The 18,304-nt window shown below is 68.5% G+C and carries 16 protein-coding genes; 11 read left to right on the top strand and 5 right to left on the bottom strand.

What is annotated here, in order from left to right; genetic code table 11:
• Positions 1-5 precede the first annotated feature (5 nt).
• Genes ACAM42_RS20490 through ACAM42_RS20480 form a run of 3 tightly spaced genes read right to left on the bottom strand, consistent with a single transcriptional unit; the run spans position 6 to position 4,147 of the window.
• The gene (locus ACAM42_RS20490; RefSeq protein WP_369629180.1) at positions 6-1,604 is read right to left on the bottom strand and encodes an ABC transporter substrate-binding protein; all 1,599 of its coding nucleotides are present in this window, start codon (positions 1,602-1,604) and stop codon (positions 6-8) included.
• A 38-nt stretch (positions 1,605-1,642) separates the two neighbouring features.
• Positions 1,643-2,740 carry a C45 family peptidase gene (locus ACAM42_RS20485; protein WP_095745749.1) on the bottom strand — a complete coding sequence of 366 codons (1,098 nt, stop codon included), beginning with the start codon at positions 2,738-2,740 and terminating at the stop codon, positions 1,643-1,645.
• A 48-nt stretch (positions 2,741-2,788) separates the two neighbouring features.
• Entirely contained in the window at positions 2,789-4,147 is a 1,359-nt protein-coding gene (locus tag ACAM42_RS20480) for an aspartate aminotransferase family protein (protein WP_369629179.1), read from the bottom strand.
• A gap of 164 nt (positions 4,148-4,311) precedes the next feature.
• Between ACAM42_RS20480 and ACAM42_RS20475 the strand changes: the two genes are divergently transcribed.
• From ACAM42_RS20475 to gabT, 3 genes are read left to right on the top strand one after another with little or no spacing between them, the layout of a single operon-like run.
• Positions 4,312-5,259 carry an FCD domain-containing protein gene (locus ACAM42_RS20475; RefSeq protein ID WP_369629178.1) on the top strand — a complete coding sequence of 316 codons (948 nt, stop codon included), beginning with the start codon at positions 4,312-4,314 and terminating at the stop codon, positions 5,257-5,259.
• Between the two features lie 14 nt (positions 5,260-5,273).
• Positions 5,274-6,512 carry a serine hydrolase domain-containing protein gene (locus ACAM42_RS20470; protein ID WP_369629177.1) on the top strand — a complete coding sequence of 413 codons (1,239 nt, stop codon included), beginning with the start codon at positions 5,274-5,276 and terminating at the stop codon, positions 6,510-6,512.
• A gap of 31 nt (positions 6,513-6,543) precedes the next feature.
• A complete protein-coding gene (gene gabT / locus ACAM42_RS20465; protein WP_369629176.1) occupies positions 6,544-7,833 on the top strand; it encodes a 4-aminobutyrate--2-oxoglutarate transaminase in 1,290 nt (429 codons plus the stop codon).
• A 4-nt stretch (positions 7,834-7,837) separates the two neighbouring features.
• Here the strand turns inward: gabT and ACAM42_RS20460 are convergent, their stop codons facing one another.
• The gene (locus ACAM42_RS20460) at positions 7,838-8,221 is read right to left on the bottom strand and encodes a response regulator (RefSeq protein WP_062473196.1); all 384 of its coding nucleotides are present in this window, start codon (positions 8,219-8,221) and stop codon (positions 7,838-7,840) included.
• Positions 8,222-8,457: 236 nt separating this feature from the next.
• On the opposite strand from ACAM42_RS20460, the gene ACAM42_RS20455 reads away from it, so the two are divergent.
• From ACAM42_RS20455 to ACAM42_RS20440, 4 genes are all read left to right on the top strand, one after another.
• A complete protein-coding gene (locus ACAM42_RS20455) occupies positions 8,458-9,255 on the top strand; it encodes an acetoacetate decarboxylase family protein (protein WP_369629175.1) in 798 nt (265 codons plus the stop codon).
• Positions 9,256-9,301: 46 nt separating this feature from the next.
• Positions 9,302-10,117, top strand: a complete 816-nt coding sequence (locus ACAM42_RS20450) for an AraC family transcriptional regulator (protein ID WP_369629174.1) — start codon at positions 9,302-9,304, stop codon at positions 10,115-10,117.
• A gap of 31 nt (positions 10,118-10,148) precedes the next feature.
• Positions 10,149-11,144 (top strand): tRNA dihydrouridine(20/20a) synthase DusA, encoded by a 996-nt coding sequence (gene dusA / locus ACAM42_RS20445; protein ID WP_369629173.1) that lies wholly within the window; start codon positions 10,149-10,151, stop codon positions 11,142-11,144.
• Between the two features lie 164 nt (positions 11,145-11,308).
• A complete protein-coding gene (locus ACAM42_RS20440; protein WP_369629172.1) occupies positions 11,309-12,094 on the top strand; it encodes an IclR family transcriptional regulator in 786 nt (261 codons plus the stop codon).
• 130 nt (positions 12,095-12,224) lie between these two features.
• Here the strand turns inward: ACAM42_RS20440 and ACAM42_RS20435 are convergent, their stop codons facing one another.
• Positions 12,225-12,872 (bottom strand): GntR family transcriptional regulator, encoded by a 648-nt coding sequence (locus ACAM42_RS20435; protein ID WP_369629171.1) that lies wholly within the window; start codon positions 12,870-12,872, stop codon positions 12,225-12,227.
• Between the two features lie 131 nt (positions 12,873-13,003).
• On the opposite strand from ACAM42_RS20435, the gene scpA reads away from it, so the two are divergent.
• Genes scpA through ACAM42_RS20415 form a run of 4 tightly spaced genes read left to right on the top strand, consistent with a single transcriptional unit; the run spans position 13,004 to position 18,301 of the window.
• Positions 13,004-15,169: a methylmalonyl-CoA mutase gene (scpA, locus tag ACAM42_RS20430; RefSeq protein ID WP_369629170.1), complete on the top strand. Its 2,166-nt coding sequence runs from the start codon at positions 13,004-13,006 to the stop codon at positions 15,167-15,169.
• Between the two features lie 11 nt (positions 15,170-15,180).
• Complete coding sequence (locus ACAM42_RS20425; RefSeq protein WP_062473207.1) at positions 15,181-15,654, top strand: GNAT family N-acetyltransferase; 474 nt, start codon at positions 15,181-15,183, stop codon at positions 15,652-15,654.
• A 44-nt stretch (positions 15,655-15,698) separates the two neighbouring features.
• Positions 15,699-16,697 (top strand): methylmalonyl Co-A mutase-associated GTPase MeaB, encoded by a 999-nt coding sequence (gene meaB, locus ACAM42_RS20420; RefSeq protein ID WP_369632791.1) that lies wholly within the window; start codon positions 15,699-15,701, stop codon positions 16,695-16,697.
• Between the two features lie 59 nt (positions 16,698-16,756).
• Entirely contained in the window at positions 16,757-18,301 is a 1,545-nt protein-coding gene (locus tag ACAM42_RS20415) for an acyl-CoA carboxylase subunit beta (protein WP_062473211.1), read from the top strand.
• The last annotated feature ends 3 nt before the right edge of the window (positions 18,302-18,304 follow it).

The following is an 18,304-nucleotide window of genomic DNA, read 5'->3' as shown; positions in this document are numbered from 1 at the left end:
CCCCGTCAGCCGCGCGCGTCGAGCCGGACGTTCCAGAACCGCGGCTTGGCCGGCGCCCAGCCCTTGAAGCCGGTCACGCTCTTGCGCATGGCGGTGGCGTCGCTGGCGTTGAAGAGCACGACCATCGGCACGTCCTGCAGCATCTGCTTGTGCAGCTCGTCGAACAGCACCTGGCGGCGCGCCTTGTCGCGCGAGACCATGCTCTCGGTGAGCCGGGTCTGCGCGGCGGCGCTGTCCCACACCTTGCGCGGCTGCGTGGCCTTGTCGCCGGACACCATCTCGTAGTTGAGCGAGGGGTCGATGCGGGCCGAGTAGATGAAGGCCATGCTCTGGTACTGGCCCCTGGTGTAGCGGTCGAGCTGCGTGGCCCAGTCGAGCACCTCGAGTTCGATGTTGATGCCGGCCTCGGAGGCCATGGCCTGCACCAGCACGGCGGCCGAGTACAGCGCCTCGTAGCGCTTGTTGGCGACGAGCTTGATCGGCTGGCCGCGGTAGCCGGCCTCGGCCAGCAGCTTCTTGGCACCGGCGATGTCGCGCTTGTAGCCGCCGGCCTGCACGGCGCTGTAGAACGGGCTGGACGAAGGCACGACCGAGTTGTTGACGGCCGACAGGCCCTCGGTGACCGACTTGGCGATCTCGGGCGTGTCCAGCGCCAGTGCCAGCGCGCGGCGGATGCGCACGTCTTTCAGCAGCGGGTCGGTGGTCTGCAGCAGCAGCGCCACCATGGTCATGACCGGCGTGGTGTCGACGCGCACGTCGCTGCGCCCGCGCATCTCGACCACGTCGACCGGGCTGGGGCTGATGAAGGCGTCGATGCCGCCGCTGTACAGCGCCGCCTTGGCCGCGGCCGAGTCGGGAATGACGACGAAGCGCAGGTTCTCGATCTCGGCCTTCTTGCCGCCCGTGAGGCCGTCGCGCGCTTCGGGGCGCGAGGTGTAGCCGTCGAAGCGCGTGAGCTCGATGTACTGGCCGCGCTTCCACTCCTTGATCCTGTAGGGGCCGGTGCCCACGGGCTCCTTCCACTGGCCGTCGGCGCCCAGCGAGCTGCGGTGCAGGATGGCGGCGCCGCCGCAGTCGGGGCGCGCCATCATCGTGAGAAACAGCGCGCTCGGGCGCTCGATCTTGAACACCACGGTCTTCGGCGTGGGCGCTTCCACCGCGAGCACCTTGGTCATGCCCTTGCCGTCGAACTCGGGCAGGCAGCGCCAGCCGCTGGTGGGCTTGAGGTAGCGCTGCCAGCTCCACACGACGTCGTCGGCGGTGAGCACCGCGCCGTTCTGGAACTTCACGCCGTCGCGCAGGGTGAAGGTGTAGGTCAGGCCGTCGGCCGAGGTGTCGACCTTGCTCGCGAGCATCGGGCCGACCGAGGTGTCCTCGCGCAGCGCGACCAGGCCTTCGACCACGTGGATGAGCACGTTGTCGGTGTTGTCGTCGCGGTTGCCGCCGGGGTCGGTGGAGCGGATGTCGGAGTTGATCTGGATCCGCATCGTCTGGCCGGCCGGGGCCTGGGCGAAGGCCGCGCTGGCGGCCAGGCCGAGGCCGAGGACCAGCGCGGCGGCGTTGCGCGCAGCGGGAGGGAGGGACGGGGGCGTGGGCAGGTTCATGGCAACACTCCTGGCGAAAGCTGGGCGGGGCGGGCGGATCAGAGGGAATACTCGGTGAAACGGTGCGCCTTGAAGGGCGCCGGCGCGATGCGCATCTTTCGTGCCGCCGGGTCCATGACGATGGTCGCCACGGTGGCCGACGAGGCACCGCCCGGGCCCGCGCTCGGGCTGCGGCACACGGCGCGCGGCGCGCCGAAGCGGTCCTGCAGCGCGTCGAGCACGTCCTGCTCGGTGAGCAGGCCCGCTGCGCGCTTGTTGTGCAGCGCCTCGGTCACGCGGCGGTCGCGGTAGAGCGAATCGGGCGTGGTCTCCAGGCTGCGGTCGACCACGCGCGCCAGCGCCGCCGGGGTCTTGAAGTGGTTGGCGTGCACCAGGATGCCGCCTTCGGGTTGCTGCCAGAACACCTGCTCGGGGCAGGTCTCCAGGCTCACGGCCTCGCCCTCGGCGTGCGTGATGATCATGTTGTTGGAGATCGAACGCGCACTGCGGCACACCACGCCCAGCGCGTTGGCGTACAGCGTCGACTGCAGGATGCCGCGGCGGATCAGCGCCAGCGGCACGCCTTGCTGCTTGCCGTCGTTGTCGGCCTTGATGAAGTTGCCGGTGACGGCGATGCCCGCGCTGTTGAGCCCGGCGCGTGCCAGCGTGCCGGCCTCGGCGAAGGTGAGCATGGCCGGGCCTTCGTCCGGCTGGATGCGCAGCACCACGCCGAGTTCGAGGCTCTCGACGCGCCAGTCCCAGTTCTGCGCGTGGATGAGCTTGCCGTCGCGCGCGGCCGAGGGCATGACGACCACGCCGGTGCAGCCGTCGGGCGGCTCGGTGGCTTCGAGCTGCTGGAAGGCGTAGAGCATTTCGCTGCGCGCGTTGAGCGCCACGATGTCCTCGGCCGGCACGCCCGCGCCTTCGCCCACGCCCTCGATCTCGCGCAGCATGCCGGCGTCGAAGGCCTCGACCATCGGCATGAAGCGGCGTGCCAGCGCGCGCGTGCGCTCCCAGCTCAGGCCCACGCGCTCGAAGGCGGCGCGGTAGGTGCGCAGGCTCAGGTCGATGCGGTCGCCGGCGGCGCGGCCGTACTGGCGCCCGCGTTGCTGCGCGTCGCCTTCGATGTCGTACAGGGGGAACGATTCGATGTCCATGGTGTGTCTTGTCTCCGGGGGCTTGTCGTGTCGGTGCGGCGTGAGGGCTCAGGCTGCGGTGTCGGTGGCTTGCGCGGTCTGCGCGATGGCGGCGCGCAGGCTGTCGATGATCTGGTCGATGTGCCGGCGCTCCAGCGTGAACGGCGGCGACAGCGCAATGGTGTCGCCCACCGAGCGCACCAGCACGCCGCTTTCGTCCAGGCAATGTTGCGCCACCGCCTGCGCATGCGTGCCGGGGCCCGAGGCCCAGCCCTGCAGCTCGATGCCGGCCAAGAGGCCGACATTGCGCACGTCGATCACGCCCGGCAGGCCGCGCAGGTTGTGCAGGCCGTCTTCGAAGTAGGGCGACAGCTCGGCGGCGCGGGCGATCAGGCCGTCTTCGGTGTAGGCGTCGAGCGTGGCCATGGCGGCGGCGCAGGCCAGCGGATGGCCCGAGTAGGTGTAGCCGTGCGAGAGCTCGACCGCGCTCACGCTGCCGTGCATGAACGCGTCGTGCACCGCGCCGCGCATGAGCACGGCGCCCATCGGCACGGCGCCGTTGGTCAGGCCCTTGGCGGTGGTGATGAGGTCGGGCGTCACGCCGAACAGGTCGGACGCGAAGTTGCTGCCCACGCGACCGAAGCCGGTGATGACCTCGTCGAAGATCAGCAGGATGCCGTGCTTGTCGCAAATTTCGCGCAGGCGCTTCAGGTAGCCGCGCGGCGGCGGCAGCACGCCGGTGGAGCCGGCCACGGGCTCGACGATCACGGCGGCGATGGTCGAGGCGTCATGCAATGAAACCAGCGCTTCGAGCGCGTCGGCCTTGTCGATGCCGTGCGGCGGTTCGCCGCGCGAGAAGGCGTTGCGCGCCAGGTCGAGCGTGTGCGGCAGGTGGTCCACGCCGTTGAGCAGCGGCCCGAAGGTGCTGCGCTGGCGCCCGATGCCGCCCACCGAGATGCCGCCGAAGCCCACGCCGTGGTACGAGCGCTCGCGCCCGATGAGCCGGTAGCGGCCCGCGTCGCCGCGCGCCCGGTGGTAGGCCACGGCGATCTTCAGCGCGGTGTCGACCGACTCGGAGCCCGAGTTGGTGAAGAACACGTGGTCCATGCCGGCCGGCGCCATCTGCGTGAGGCGCTGCGCCAGCGTGAAGGCGGCGGGGTGGCCGATCTGGAAGTTGGAGGCGTAGTCGAGCACGTCGATCTGCGCCTTCATCGCCGCGCTGACCCGCGGGTTGCGGTGCCCGGCGTTCACGCACCACAGGCCGGCGATGGCGTCGAGCACGCGGCGGCCGTCGGCCAGGTCGTAGTGCAGGCCCTCGCTGCCGACGATGAGGCGCGGCGCCTGCTTGAACTTGCGGTTGGGCGTGAAGGGCATCCAGAACGCGTCGAGCGAACCGGGTGGCGTTGTCAGGGTATCGGCGGAAGCCACGGTGTTTTTCTCCTTGGGAAACGACCCGTCGTCCGGGTCGGCGTGGGGCCGATCTTGAAATCCAAATTGTATTTTTGGCGCGAGATGTACATGGTTTTTTAGGGCCAAAAATACAAAGAACCCGCGATGATCGGCACCCAGCCCGTGTTTCCGGAGACCCATGGATGGCCCCGCAGCAGCAGATGCAGACGCAGATGGACAACAAGTCGGTCCCGCCGCTCACCCAGCGTGTGAGCCGCTACATCCTCGATCAGGCCCTGGCCGGCGGCTACGAGAACGGTCGCCACATGACTGAGACCGACCTGGCCGGCCGGCTCGGCATTTCGCGCACGCCGGTGCGCGCCGCGCTGCGCCTCTTGCATGAGCGTGCGCTGCTGGCGCATGTGCCCAACCGCGGCTACACGCTGGTGGCCGACCGCGAGGCGCTCGACCGCGCGCGTCGCGAGATGCCGGAAGACGAGGAGAAGACGCTCTACTACCGCGTGCTGCGCGACCGCCTCGCGGGCAAGCTGCCGACGCGCGTCAACGAGCTCGAGCTGGCCCAGACCTACGGCGTGCCGCGCCCGCTGCTGCGCAACGTGATGACCACGCTGCTGCAGGACGGCGTGCTGCGCGGTCGCCACTACCAGCGCTGGGAGTTCACCGAAACCCTCGACTCGGTCGAGAGCGAGCGCGAGAGCTACCGCTTCCGGCTGGTGGTGGAATGCGCGGCGCTGCGCGAGCCGGGCTTCACCGTCGAGCACGAGCGGCTGCTGGCCTGCCGCGAACAGCAGCAGACCTTGCTCACGCACGCCTCGCGCCATTCGTGGATGGAGTTCTTCGAGGCCAACGCGCAGTTCCACGAGCTGCTGGCCAGTGCGTCGGGCAACCGCTTCATCCTCGATGCCGTGAAGCAGCAGAACCGGCTGCGCCGCATCTCCGATCTGTCGGACTACCCGCTCGTGAACATCGACCTGCTGCGCAAGTCGTGTCGCGAGCATTTGCAGATCCTCGACGCGGTCGAGGAGAACAAGCTCGAAGTCGCCGCAAAGCACATGCACGCCCACCTGAGCCGTGCCAGCGACATCCTGGAGCGCCGCGTGATGGGCGACCTCGATGCGCTCGGCGAATGAGCCACCGCACCCTTATGACCACCCAAGAAACGACGGCTCCCGATGCCGCGCTGGCCGACGGCTGGCGCGATGGTTTTCCCACGGCCGGCACCGAGGTGCAGCGCCCGCGCGAACGCCCGATCTTCCAGGCGCCCGAGAACCGCTGGGCCTTCTCGCACCTGCGCGAACTGCAGCCGACGCGCAACGTGTCGCGCGGCACCGGCCCGGTGTCGGTGCTGCCGCGCGCCGAGCGCCCCGAACTCGACACGCTGGCCTTCACCTTGCCCGCCGATGGCTCGCGCACCGACTGGCGCAGCGCGCTCACAACGATCTGCGCCGACGGCGCGGTGGTGCTGCACCGCGGGCGCATCGTCTACGAGCGCTACTTCGGCGCGCTCGACGAACACGGGCAGCACATGGCGATGTCGGTCACCAAGTCGGTCGTCGGCACGGTCGGCGCGATGCTCGCGGCCGAGGGCGCGCTCGATGAGCATGCGCAGGTGCGGCACTACATCCCCGAGCTGGCGACGAGCGCCTTCGGCCACGCCACCGTGCGCCAGGTGATGGACATGACGACGGGCATCGACTACTCGGAGGACTACACCGACCCCGATGCCGGCGTGTGGAAGCACGCGCGGGCTGGCCAGCTGCTGCCGCGCCCCGTGGGTTATGCGGGCGCCGAGGGCTACCGCCAGTTCCTGCAGACCGTGCAGGGGCAGGGCGCGCACGGCGAGGCCTTTGCCTACCGCACCGTCAACACCGACGTGCTGGGCTGGCTCATCAGCCGCGTGGCGGGCCAGCCGCTGGCGCGGGTGCTGGGCGAGCGCATCTGGTCGCGCCTGGGCGCCGAGCAGGACGCGGCCTTTGCCGTGGACGGGCAGGGCGCCGAGTTCGCGGGCGGCGGCCTGTGCACCGGCCTGCGCGACCTGGTGCGGCTGGGCGAAATGATGCGGCTGGGCGGCGCCTTCAACGGCATGCAGATCGTGCCCGAGGCCGTGGTGGCCGACATCCGCCGCGGCGCCGATCCGGTGCGCTTTGCGCTCGCAGGCTACACGCGGCTGGCCGGCTGGAGCTACAGAAATATGTGGTGGGTGGCGCACGACGCGCGCCGTACCTTCACCGCGCAAGGCATCCACGGCCAGACGCTGCACATCGACCCCGAGGCCGAGATGGTGGTGGCGCGCTTCGCCTCGCACCCGCTGGCCGCCAACGCGCACCTGCCGACCTCGATGCACGCCTTTCGCGCGCTGGCCGAGCACCTGATGCGCGGCTGATTTCTGTCTCTTCTCTTTCTATTTTTTCTTCATGCTCACCCAAGTCACGACCAACGCGAGCCTGCAGGCCCGCAAGAACGCCGCCTGCGCGCAGGGCATCGGCACGCTCACGCCGCACTTCACCGCCCGCGCCGACAACGCCGAGCTGTGGGACGTGGAAGGCCGGCGCTTTGTCGACTTTGCCAGCGGCATCGCCACGCTCGCCACCGGCCACCGCCATCCGCGCATCGTGGCGGCCGTGCGCGCGCAGCTCGACGACTTTCACCACACCTGCTTCCATGTCACGCCGTATGAGGAGTACGTGGCGCTGTGCGAGCAGCTGAACCGCGTCGTGCCCGGCCCGAGTGCCAAGAAGAGCGCGCTCTTCACGACCGGCGCCGAGGCCATCGAGAACGCGATGAAGGTGGCGCGCGCCGCCACGGGCCGCAGCGGCGTGGTAGCGTTCTCGGGCGCCTTCCACGGCCGTACCTTCATGGGCATGGCGCTCACCGGCAAGGTCGCGCCGTACAAGGCGGGCTTCGGCCCGATGCCGGGTGACGTGTGGCACGTGCCGTTTCCGGCCGCGCCGCTGGGCGTGACGGTGGACGACAGCATCGCGGCGCTCGACCGGTTGTTCAAGACCGACGTCGATCCGCAGCGCGTGGCGGCGATCGTCATCGAACTGGTGCAGGGCGAGGGCGGCTTCTACGTGGCGCCGCCCGCACTCATGGAGCACCTGCGTGCAGAGTGCGACCGCCACGGCATCCTGCTGGTCGTCGACGAAATCCAGACCGGCTTCGGTCGCACCGGCAAGCTCTTCGCGCTGGAGCACTACGGCATCGAGGCCGACCTGGTCACGACCGCCAAGAGCCTGGCCGGTGGCTTTCCGCTGTCGGCGCTCACGGGACGCGCCGAACTCATGGACGCCACGCGCGTCGGCAGCCTCGGCGGCACCTACGCGGGCAACCCGCTGGCGGTGGCCGCGGCGCTGGAGACGATGCGCGTGATCGAGGACGAAGGGCTGGTCGCGCGCGCTCGCATGCTCGGCGAGCGGCTGACGGCATGCCTCGCGGCACTGCGCACCGTGGTGCCGCGCATCTGCGACGTGCGCGGCCTGGGCGCGATGGTGGCGGTGGAGTTTCGCGATCCGCACAGCGGCGAGCCCGACGCCGAGTTCACGAAGCGCGTGCATGCGGCGGGGCTCGAGCGCGGGCTGCTGCTGCTGACCTGCGGGGTGCACGGCAACGTGGTGCGCTTCCTGTTTCCGCTCACCATTCCCGAAGCGGTTTTTGAAGAAGGGCTGGGGCTGCTGGCCGAATCGATTCGGGCGGCCAACGTCTGAACGACTAACGGCGCGGCGCAATGCCGAGCGTGCGGCAGAAGTCGTAGAAGTCTTCGAGCTGCAGCGACTTGTCGAACACCGCATCGACGCCTGCCGACAGCGCGCCTTCACGCACCTCGGAGGTCGCGTGGTTCATGAACACCACGGTGCGCTGCGCGGGCGACTTGCGTTCCCTCAGGTGGTTGGCCACGGTCAGGCCGTTGCCTTGCGCGAGGAACACGTCGATCACGGCGGCGTCCCAGGCGTCGGGGTTGGCGTCGAGCCAGTCGATGGCTTCGTCGCTGCTGCTGGCGGTAGCGACGACTTCGCATCCGGAGAATTCCCTCAGTCCATCGGTCAGGGTGGTGGCGATCAGGGGGTTGTCTTCTATGAGGTAGATGCGGGTCATCGGTGCGTAGCCTGGAAATGAAATGCGTCGGCTCGTCTGCGCTTGTGGCGCGGGTCTGCCAGGCCGGTCCATTGTCACGAGGCGAGGGCGGGGCGGAGTCGGACAACGCCGCCACATGGCGTCCCCCGCGCACGCGAAAGCGCTGTTTGTGCATTGCATCACTGGCGTACAAGACGCGGGCGCGGGGCGTGCCTATCTTGCGGGGCTTCTTTGACTCCGTCACGACAGGTTGTTTGATGTCGCCTTCTTCTTCGTCTTCCTTCGCTCCACCCTTCACCGCCTCGGGCCGCAGCGCGCTCGTGCAGGCGCCGCCGTGGCACTACGCCGGGTGGCTGGTCAACGTGGGCTTCTCGTTCGATGCCGCACGCGGCGCGGCGCTGGTGCCGCCAGAGGTCGGCGTGGCCACGGGCCATGGCTGCGTGCATTTCGCCGACTGGCAATCGTGCGGCGACGACGGGCGCGAAATGCTCGACCCCGTGTACGCGCAGTACCGCGAGACCATCGTGGTGCTCGAGATCGAACCGGCGCGCGGCGACACGTCGCGCCGCTGCTTCTACTGCCCGCTCATCTACGTCGACCAGGACATCTCGATGCTGCGCGGCTGGCTGCAGGGCTGGCCCAAGAAGATCGGCCAGACCTGGCTCACGCGCAGCCTGCCGCTGATTCATCCAGCCGCCGCGCCGATGGCGGCCGGCAGCCGGCTCGGCGCGAGCCTCAGCGTGAAGGAGCGGCGGCTGGTGGATGCCACGGTCACGCTGTCGGGCGAGGCGAGCGGGCCGCTCGGCTTCCTGGCCGCGCCCACCATCGGCGCCATCGGCTGGCCCGACCTGACGCAGGCGGGCAGCGTGGCGGTGCCGCGCTACCTGCGCGCCGACATCATCGACCGTGTCGAAACGGGCTGGGTGCAGGGCGAGGCCACGCTGCGCTTTCACGAGCATCCGGTGGAGGAACTCGCGCTGCTCGGCCCTGTGCAGGCGACGCAGGCCAGCGCGGGCTGGATGGGCCTCACGGTGCGCGGCGCGATCGCGGTGTGAGGAGGGCGCTGCCTCCGGCGGGCGGCTGCGCTACGCTCGGCGGGCCATGACGCTTCCCGCTCCGACAACCTCGCATGTGATCGGCCTGCCGCTGGCCGACGGCACGCCGGTCGAGGTGATGTTCGCGGGCGATCCCAAGGCGCACTTCGCATTGCATTGGCATGCCGAGTGGAGCGTGGGCGCGATCGTCGAAGGCCGCTGCGAGTTCGTCTGTGCGGGCGCGCCCCGCTCGGCGCAGGCCGGCGAGCTGGTGCTGATGCCGCCGTTCGCGCTGCACACCGCCGGCGTGAGCGCGCAGGGCTTTCGCATGGTGATGCTGTATGTGCCGCACGCCTGGGTGGCGGCGCGAATGGGGTGGCCGGCTGGTCGGCGCGGGTCGCTGCGCCAAGACGTCTGGCGCGACGAGGCGAACGTCGATGCGCTCGCGCAGGCCGCATCGACGAAGGACGGTGCGCGCATCGGCGCGCTGCTCGACGGCATCTTCCGCACGCAGACGACCGACCCGCTCGTGGCGGTCGCCCGGGCCGCGGGCGATGCGCGCGTCGAGGCGGTGTGCGACCTGCTCGCGACCGAGGATGCCTGCCGCATCGAACCCACGTCGCTCGCCGAACGGCTCGGCGTGTCGCGCGAGCATTTCCATCGCCTGTTCCGCGCGGCGGTCGGCATGGCACCGGCGCAGTACGCGCGGCTGGCGCGCATCGCCCGCGCCAAGGTGCTGCTGCGTGAGGGTCATGCGCCCGCCGAGGTGGCGGTGCAATGCGGCTTTGCCGACCAGGCGCATTTCTCGCGCTGGTTCCGCCGCTGCTTCGGCGTGACGCCGGGGAACTACCGGGCAGGCGGCTCGCCAAAAACCGTCGCGTGAGAAACTACGCCCCCGAGCGAGCGTCCCGCGTATGAACGACAAGTCCTTGAATCTGAAAGAAAAAATCATCTCCGTCGCGCCCATGATGGACTGGACCGACAGGCACTGCCGCGTCTTCCACCGCCTCATGACACGCCACGCGCTGCTCTATACGGAGATGGTGACCACCGGCGCGCTGATCCACGGCGACGTGCCGCGCCACTTGCGCTTTCACGAAGAAGAACATCCCGTCGCGTTGCAGCTCGGCGGCAGTGAGCCGCACGACCTCGCCCATTGCGCGAAGCTCGGGCAGGAGTGGGGCTACGACGAGATCAACCTGAACTGCGGCTGCCCGAGCGAGCGCGTGCAGCGCGGCGCGTTCGGGGCCTGCCTCATGAACGAGCCGCAGCTGGTGGCCGATTGCGTGAAGGCGATGGTCGACGTGGTCGATGTGCCGGTCACGGTGAAGCACCGCATCGGCATCGACAAGATCGAGAGCTACGAGTTCGTGCGCGATTTCGTCGGTGCGGTGAGCGAGGCCGGTTGCGGCACCTTCATCGTGCATGCGCGCAACGCCTGGCTGCAGGGCCTGAGCCCAAAGCAGAACCGCGAGATTCCACCGCTGCGCTATGCGCTGGTGCACCGCCTGAAGCACGACTTTCCGGCGCTGCAGTTTTCGATCAACGGCGGCATCGCCACCAACGCCCAGGTGCACGAGCACCTGCGGCTGCTCGACGGCGCCATGATCGGCCGCGAGGCGTACCACAACCCCTGGTGGCTGGCCGAATGGGACGCCGAGTTCTACGGCGACGCCCCGCAGACGCTCACGCGCGAGGACATCGAGGCGCAGATGTGCGACTACATGGTCCGCGAGGCGGCCGAGCACGGCACGAACTGGTGGTCGATCGCGCGCCACATGCTGGGCCTGCGCAACGGCCTGCCTGGCGCGCGCCGCTGGCGCCAGGTCTGGAGCGACCACCGCCTGAAGACCCGTCCGCCGCACGAAGTGATGGCGCTGGCGCACGAACCTGCCGCCCAGGCCGCCTGAATTCCGGCCTCGCCGCCCCGACTTTGTAGACAGTCAACACAATTGAGCGAAGTTGACGCTCGATGGAACACAGTTTCATGACAATGCAACAACAAGTGTGAGCGAAGCACCTGTTTTTGCTCAAGAATAAGGCGGTCAGGGAAACAAGAAAAAGGTTCTGTCTTATGAGTGAAGCTGCAGGCAGCAAGGAAGAAGTCAGTGCGCTTGCCAGGGGGTTGTCGCTGCTGAAGGTCATCGGGATGGCGGCAGCGCCCGTCGGAAACCGGGAATTGGCCGACACCACCGGCATTCCGAAGGCCACGGTGTCGCGCCTCACGGCGACGTTGGTGGGGGCGGGGTATCTGCGGCAGTCGCAAGACAGTGAGCGTTTCAGCCTGGGGCCGGTGTTGCTCGACATGAGCAGCCGCTACCTGCGCAATTTCGACCTGAGGGCGCTGGCGCGTCCCCATCTGAGCAACCTGGCCGAACTGTCGGGCGCCAGCATCCACATGGCGGTGCGCGACGACCTGGACATGCTGGTCATCGATTCGCTGCGCCCGCGCTCGGCGCTCATCAGCTCCCGCATCGACGTCGGCTCGCGCATGTCCATCGCCACCTCGGCCTCCGGCCGGGCCTACATCGGCGCCTTGCCCGGGCCCGAGCAGTCGGCATTGCTGGAGCAGATCCGGCTCGAAACCGGCGAGAACTGGCACGCCATCGAACCGCGCCTCATCGCCAGCCTGGAAGAGTACGCCCGCCTGGGCTACTGCACCTCCTTCGGCGAATGGAACCCCCAGATCCACGCCCTGGGCTTCGCGCTCGAAGGCCCGCGCGGCGAACGCTACGGCGTGAGCTGCGGTGGCCCCGCGTACCTGCTGCCAAGGGAGACCATGCTGAGCCGTGTCGCCCCGCGCATGCTGGAAATCGCCCAGCGCATCGCGACAGAGGCAGGGACCCTCACACTAGGCTGAACGAGGCCGCGCCCAGAGGCGCAGGCCCCTTCGCGAGACGCCGCGGAACCGGCTCTGCCGGGCCGCAGGCGTCGCCCCCGGAAGGGGGTTGGCGAAGCGACACGAAGTGCGCGCAGACTGGGGGTGAGCCTTATACAGCGGCTTCGAGGCCGTTGAGGAAGTGCTCGCGCATGCGCGCCATGGCCGTGGCCGCGTCGCGCGCCTCGATGGCCGCCATCACCGCGCGGTGCTCCGCCAGCGACTCGCCAATGCGCCCGGCCTTCAGCAACGAGTTGTGGCGATTCAACTTCATCACCTTGCGCAGGTCGGCCACCATCTGGTCGCGCCACTTGTTGTTGGCAATGGCCAGCAGGCTCATGTGGAAGCGCTCGTTCACCGCAAAGAAGTGCTCGCGGTCTTCCTTGCCAGGGGCGGCCGCGGCCTCCAGCTCGGCATGCAGCGCCTTCAGTTCGGCGCGCTGGTCGTCGGTGGCGCGCTCGGCCACCACGCCGGCGGCGTCGCTCTCGAGCAGCGAGAGCAGGTGATACACATCGGCCAGATCCTGCTCCGACACCTCGGTGACGTAGGCGCCGCGGCGCACCTTCATCGTCACCAGCCCTTCGGCGGCCAGCACCTTCAGCGCCTCGCGCAGGGGCGTGCGGCTGATGCCGTATTCCTCGGCCAGCTTGAGTTCGTCGATCCAGCTGCCGGGCTCCAGCTCGCGGCGGAAGATCCGTTGGCGCAGGAGCTCGGCCACCTCTTCATAGAGGGCGCGGGGGGTCAGGGTGACGGCGGACATGGGCTGCACTGTACTTCAAAAAATGCGTTTGAATTAATAATTACGGATGGGTTAGACTTGTGAACGGCTTGCAAATCCGTGCAAGCGACCTTGCGAATCCCGTCAGACCACCGCCTGGAGCGGCGCCTTCCATGAGCAGCAGCACACCCGAACCCACCTACAAGCCGGCCGATCTCGACGCCTGGGCCAAGTCCGCCGCCAAGTCGGCGCCCGGCGGCGACGTGAATGCGCTGAACTGGATCACGCCCGACGGCATCAGCGTGAAGCCGCTGTACACCGCAGCCGACCTGCAAGGCCTGAAGTACACCGACACGCTGCCCGGCTTCGAGCCGTACCTGCGCGGCCCGCAGGCCACCATGTACGCGGTGCGCCCCTGGACCATCCGCCAGTACGCCGGCTTCTCGACCGCCGAGGAATCGAACGCGTTCTACCGCAAGGCGCTGGCCGCCGGCGGGCAGGGCGTGAGCGTGGCCTTCGACCTGGCCACCCACCGCGGCTACGACAGCGACCACCCGCGCGTGACCGGCGACGTCGGCAAGGCCGGCGTGGCCATCGATTCGGTCGAGGACATGAAGATCCTGTTCGACCAGATCCCGCTCGACAAGGTGAGTGTCTCGATGACGATGAACGGCGCCGTGCTGCCGGTGCTGGCGGGCTACGTGGTCGCGGCCGAAGAGCAGGGCGTGGCGCAAGACCAACTGAGCGGAACCATCCAGAACGACATCCTCAAGGAGTTCATGGTCCGCAACACGTACATCTTTCCGCCGGCGCCGAGCATGCGGATCATTGGCGACATCATCGAGTACACGGCACAGAAGATGCCCAAGTTCAACTCGATCTCGATCAGCGGCTATCACATGCAGGAAGCCGGCGCCAACCAGGCGCTGGAGCTGGCGTTCACGCTGGCCGACGGCAAGGAGTACGTGAAGACCGCGCTGGCCAAGGGCCTCGACGTGGACGGCTTTGCAGGCCGCCTGAGCTTCTTCTGGGCCATCGGCATGAACTTCTACCTCGAAGTGGCCAAGATGCGCGCGGCGCGCCTCTTGTGGTGCCGCATCATGAAGGAGTTCAACCCCAAGAACCCCAAGAGCCTGATGCTGCGCACGCACTGCCAAACGTCTGGCTGGTCGCTCACCGAGCAGGACCCGTACAACAACGTGGTGCGCACCACCATCGAGGCGATGGCCGCGGTGTTCGGCGGCACGCAGAGCCTGCACACCAACGCGCTCGACGAAGCCATTGCGCTACCCACCGAGTTCAGCGCCCGCATCGCGCGCAACACGCAGCTCATCATCCAGGAAGAGACGCACATCACGAACGTGATCGACCCCTGGGCCGGCAGCTACATGATGGAGAAGCTCACGCAGGACATGGCCGACGCCGCCTGGACCATCATCGAAGAGGTCGAGGCGATGGGCGGCATGACCAAGGCCGTGGACAGCGGCTGGGCCAAGCTCAAGATCGAAGCCGCCGCCGCCGAGAAGCAGGCGCGCATCGACTCGGGCAAGGACGTGATCGTCGGCGTCAACAAGTACAAGCTCAAGAACGAAGACGCGATCGACAGCCTGTCGATCGACAACGTCAAGGTGCGCGAGCAGCAGGTGGCGCGCCTGCAGAGCATCCGCGCTTCGCGCGACAACGCCAAGGTGCAGGCCGCGCTGGACGCGCTCACCAATGCCGCCGAGAACAACACCGGCAACCTGTTGGCGCTGAGCATCGACGCGGTGCGCGCCCGCGCCACCGTCGGCGAGATTTCCGACGCCCTCGAAAAATCCTTCGGCCGCCATCGCGCCGACACGCAAAAGGTGACCGGTGTGTACGCTGCCGCCTATGACTCGGCCGAAGGCTGGGAAAACCTCAAGACCGAGATCAACGCCTTCGCCGAGGCACAGGGCCGTCGCCCGCGCGTGATGATTTCCAAGCTGGGCCAGGACGGGCACGACCGCGGCGCGAAGGTCGTTGCCACGGCGTTCGCCGACCTGGGTTTCGACGTCGACATGGGCCCGCTGTTCCAGACGCCCGAAGAGTGCGCGCGCCAGGCCATCGAGAACGACGTGCACGCCGTGGGCGTGAGCACGCTCGCCGCAGGCCACAAGACGCTCGTGCCGGCCATCATCGAAGAGCTGCGCAAGCAGGGCGCGGACGACATCATCGTCTTCGTCGGCGGCGTGATTCCGCGCCAGGACTACGACTTCCTCTACGAAGCCGGCGTCAAGGGCATCTACGGCCCGGGCACGCCCATCCCGGCCAGCGCCAAGGACGTGCTGGAGCAGATCCGCGCGGCCGTCGCAGTCTGAGACGAAGCGACGTGGGCGATCTCTTGTCGCGGCTGTCGCTGCAGCCCGTGGATTCCAGCGATTTCGAAGACATGCTGGCCGTGCGCATCGATGCGATGCGTCCGAGCCTGGAGCGCGTCGGCCGTTTCGACCTCACGCGCTCGCGCGAGCGCCTGTCGGCCGGTTTCGTGGTGCCGTACATGCACCACATCGTGCTCGACGGTGAGCAGCGCCTGGGCTTCATCACGCTCAAGCCCGAGGACGCGGATGCGCTGCGCCTCGATCACCTGTACCTGCGCACCGGCTTCCAGGGGCGCGGCATCGGCGAATGGGCGCTGCGCTGGGCCAAGGCGCAGGCGCGCGAACAGAAGCTGGACATCAAGCTCACCGCGCTCGTGCAGAGCGACGCCAACCGCTTCTACCAGCGGCACGGCTTCGTGCTCGAAGGCGAGGAGGGCGTCGACCTGCACTACCGCTGGCGCGTGGCGTCGGAGGCCGCGTGCTGAACACCGTCGGCGCGCTCGAACGCGCGCTGGCCGATGCGCCGGGCATGGCGCAGCGGCGTGCCATCGCCAAGGCGATCACGCTGCTCGAATCGACGCGCACCGACCACCGCGCGCAGGCCGACGAGCTGCTCACGGCATTGCTGCCGCGCACCGGCGCCTCGTTTCGCCTGGGCATCTCGGGCGTGCCCGGCGTGGGCAAGTCGACCTTCATCGAAACGCTGGGCCTGCTGCTGATCGGCAAGGGCCACCGCGTGGCGGTGCTCACCATCGACCCGTCGTCCACCGTGTCGGGCGGCTCCATCCTGGGCGACAAGACGCGCATGGAGCGCCTGTCGGTGCACGAGCGCGCCTACATCCGGCCCAGCCCCTCGAGCGGCACGCTCGGCGGCGTGGCCGAGAAGACGCGCGAAGCCATGCTGGTCTGCGAGGCCGCGGGCTACGACATCGTGATCGTCGAGACCGTGGGCGTGGGCCAGAGCGAAACCGCCGTGGCCGGCATGACCGACATGTTCGTGCTGCTGCAGCTGCCCAACGCGGGCGATGACCTGCAGGCGATCAAGAAGGGCGTGATGGAGCTGGCCGACCTGGTCGCCATCAACAAGGCCGACATCGACCGCGACGCCGCCACGCGCGCGCAGGCCCAGATCACCTCGGCGCTGCGCCTGTTCGGCCACCAGGGCAACCCCGACCATGCGCACGCCGTGCACGACGCGCACAGCGGCGTGGAGCGCCGCTTCTGGCTGCCCAAGGTGCTGCAGCTGAGCGCGCTCGCCGGCACCGGCGTCGACGCCTTCTGGGACGCCGTGCTCGAATTCAAGGCGCTGCAGACCGCCAACGGCAAGCTCGCCAAGCGCCGCGAAAAGCAGGCCACCGCGTGGATGTGGGAACGCATCGACGCCGGGCTCAAGCAGGCGTTCCGCCAGCACGCGCAGGTGCGCGAGCTTCTGCCGCAACTCACGCAGCAGGTGGCGCAGGGCAGCCTGCCGGCCTCGACGGCGGCGCGCCAGCTGCTCGCCGCGGCCGCCATCACCGCCCGGGTGTGACGCCCCGGCCCCCACAAGACTCTCCCAGCAATCCAGAACCACAGCTTCGGAAGCACACCATGCAAGAACTGATCGAACAACTCGAAAAGAAGCGCGCCCAGGCGCGACTCGGCGGCGGGCAGAAGCGCATCGACGCGCAGCACGCCAAGGGCAAGCTCACGGCGCGCGAGCGCATCGAGCTGCTGCTCGACGACGGCACGTTTGAAGAGTGGGACATGTTCGTCGAGCACCGCTCGGTCGACTTCGGCATGGCCGAGCAGAAGATCCCCGGCGACGGCGTGGTCACGGGCTACGGCATGATCAACGGCCGCCTCGTGTTCGTGTTCAGCCAGGACTTCACGGTCTTCGGCGGCGCGCTCAGCGAAGCCCACGCCGAGAAGATCTGCAAGGTGATGGACCAGGCCATGAAGGTCGGCGCACCGGTCATCGGCCTGAACGACTCGGGCGGCGCCCGCATCCAGGAAGGCGTGGCCTCGCTGGGTGGCTATGCCGACGTGTTCCAGCGCAACGTGATGGCCTCGGGCGTGGTGCCGCAGATCAGCATGATCATGGGCCCGTGCGCCGGCGGCGCCGTGTACTCGCCCGCCATGACCGACTTCATCTTCATGGTGAAGGACAGCAGCTACATGTTCGTCACCGGCCCCGAAGTGGTGAAGACCGTGACGCACGAGAGCGTGACGGCCGAAGAGCTCGGCGGTGCCATCACCCACACCACGCGCAGCGGCGTGGCCGACATGGCGTTCGAGAACGACGTCGAGGCGCTGATGATGCTGCGCCGCCTGTACAACTACCTGCCGCTGAACAACCGCGAGAAGCCGCCGGTGCGCCTGGGCAACGACGGCCAGGGCGACCCGGCCGACCGGCCCGACTACTCGCTGGACACGCTGGTGCCCGACAACCCGAACAAGCCCTACGACATCAAGGAACTGATCCTGAAGGTGGTGGACGACGGCGACTTCTTCGAGCTGCAGCCCGACTACGCGAAGAACATCGTGATCGGGTTCGCGCGCATGGAAGGCCAGACGGTCGGCATCGTGGCCAACCAGCCGCTGGTGCTGGCGGGCTGCCTGGACATCAAGAGCAGCATCAAGGCGGCGCGCTTCGTGCGCTTTTGCGATGCTTTCAACATCCCCGTCATCACCTTCGTCGACGTGCCCGGCTTCATGCCCGGCACCGGCCAGGAGTACGGCGGCATCATCAAGCACGGCGCCAAGCTGCTGTACGCGTACGCGGAGTGCACGGTGCCCAAGATCACCGTCATCACGCGCAAGGCCTACGGCGGTGCATACGACGTGATGGCCTCCAAGCACCTGCGCGGCGACGTCAACCTGGCCTGGCCGCGCGCCGAGATCGCGGTGATGGGCGCCAAGGGCGCGGTGGAGATCATCTTCCGCGAAGACAAGAACGACCCCGAGAAGCTCGCCGCCCGCGAGGCGGAGTACAAGGCCCGCTTCGCCAACCCGTACGTGGCCGGCGCGCGCGGCTACATCGACGACGTGATCCTGCCGCACGAGACGCGCAAGCGCATCTGCCGCTCGCTCGTGATGCTGCGCGAGAAGAAGCTCGAGAACCCGTGGCGCAAGCACGGAAACATTCCGCTCTGAGCC

Source organism: Variovorax sp. V35, assembly GCF_041154465.1.
Classification (GTDB): domain Bacteria; phylum Pseudomonadota; class Gammaproteobacteria; order Burkholderiales; family Burkholderiaceae_C; genus Variovorax; species Variovorax boronicumulans.
Note: the sequence above shows the minus strand (reverse complement) of the source record. Positions and strands in the feature narration are given on the sequence as shown.